The organism is Pseudomonas sp. CM25 (genome assembly GCF_013179705.1).
Lineage (GTDB): Bacteria > Pseudomonadota > Gammaproteobacteria > Pseudomonadales > Pseudomonadaceae > Aquipseudomonas.
Genome location: NZ_JABMCW010000589.1, coordinates 1 through 1,886, shown reverse-complemented (window position 1 = coordinate 1,886; position 1,886 = coordinate 1). Strand labels below are relative to the sequence as shown.

Sequence of the window (1,886 nt, the reverse complement as noted above, 5' to 3'; positions counted from 1 at the left end):
GGCGCATGAATTCCCGCTGATGCAACTGCTCGATCCTGGTCAACGTGCCACTGACCTGCTTCAAACCCTGGTCCAGCATATCCTTGCCCACGCCCATAGACTGGCTGGCATTGCTGAGCAACCCCGCAATCTCGGCCTGGTGCGCCATCATGAAATCCGCTTCGGCGAAATCCAGCACCGCCAGCGCACGGCGTGCGTGCTGCGCCGCCGCCATCAGCTGGCCTTCCTCGCGAGTGCAGGCGTCACCGTTGTCAGGGTCACCGATGACGAAAATTTCCCCTGCCTTGAACCCCTGTTCGAACGTAGGATTGAGCCGCTGCAGCCGGGAAATTGGTAACGTGGCATCGTGTTCGGCCAGTTCAAGCAGCACCTGCGGGAACGACATGCGCCGCGGAATAACGTAGAACCCAGGCTCCAGAGTACCGGGCATCGCACCTACCGCGGACTGAGAAAAACGTTCGGGGTAGACGGGGGTTGATGCCTCGGCAAAATGGGTAGGCGCATGTCGGGCAACGGAGCGCATCGGCACAAATGCTCCACTCAACGGTGCGACCACGCGATTACTGCCCGGCGGGCAGCCACAGAGGACCAGAGCACCATCCATGGCGACATGCCGGCCGTCAGAGATGACGAAATCCGCCCCTTCGGCGATGATCCCTTCCTGGCCACACAGGGGGCATGGCGTGGTGTGATCACCTTCGCGCAGCACCATTCGGCCCTCGTCGAGATAGCCTGCATCCGTGGCAATACACACCGCCCCCGTTGTGGTTACATCGCCATCTACTGCCTGACCTTTTCCCTCTAGACTGGTGCGCATATGCAAACTCCCCGTGCACGAAGTTGAGGTTAAAACCTAACATCAGCATGGGAGATACAAGTGGCCTGAGTCGAAAATCAGATGTTTCCTACAAATGGGCCAAAGTATGTTTTGCAGAACAAGCCGGGGGTTTTCTTGGCGGAGAAAATCAAATTTCCTACATCACAAATATAATTCATCCGACTGCAGCCAGACGCATACGGCAAGGCCGAAATACGCTCACCTGTAAGAGCGCATGGCTTCAGTCTGACAATGAAGTCAGTAATTCATCGCCCGCTTCGCAACATCTCCACCGGCACATACTTGCCAAGCTCGTACTTGCCAATCGCCGCCCGGTGTACCTCGTCAGGTCCGTCGGCCAGGCGCAAGGTGCGCTGCATGGCATACATGTAGGCCAGCGGGAAGTCGCCGCTTACCCCTGCCCCGCCATGTATCTGGATGGCGCGGTCGATCACCTTCAACGCCACGTTCGGCGCCACCACCTTGATCTGCGCGATCTCGCTGCGGGCGACCTTGTTGCCGACCGTGTCCATCATATAGGCGGCTTTCAGTGTCAGCAGCCGGGCCATGTCGATCTCCATGCGCGAGTCGGCGATCTTGTCGACGTTGCCGCCCAGGCGTGCCAGTGGCCGGCCAAACGCGGTGCGTTCCACCGCCCGCTTGCACATCAGCTCCAGCGCGCGCTCGGCCATGCCGATCGAGCGCATGCAGTGATGGATACGGCCCGGGCCCAGGCGCCCCTGGGCAATCTCGAAACCGCGGCCCTCGCCCAGGAGCACGTTTTCGTACGGTACCCGCACGTTCTCGAACAGGACTTCGGCATGGCCGTGAGGGGCATCGTCATAGCCGAACACCGGGAGCGGGCGGACAATCTTCACGCCGGGCGCATCGGTGGGCACCAGCACCATCGAATGCTGCTGGTGACGCGGCCCCTCAGGATCGGACAGGCCCATGAAAATCATCACTTTGCAGCGCGGATCGCAAGCGCCGGAGGTCCACCATTTGCGGCCGTTGATCAGCCATTGGTCGCCGTCACGCACGGCCGTGGCGGCCATGTTGGTAGCGTCCG

2 protein-coding genes are annotated in these 1,886 nt (G+C 60.6%); both read right to left on the bottom strand.

What is annotated here, in order from left to right:
* The coding region (locus HP546_RS29745; protein WP_172233312.1) for a PAAR domain-containing protein at positions 1 to 817 on the bottom strand (817 nt) is incomplete at its 3' end.
* Positions 818 to 1,083: 266 nt separating this feature from the next.
* Positions 1,084 to 1,886, bottom strand: an 803-nt coding sequence (locus HP546_RS29740) for an acyl-CoA dehydrogenase family protein (RefSeq protein ID WP_172233308.1), incomplete at its 5' end; no start/stop codon positions are given.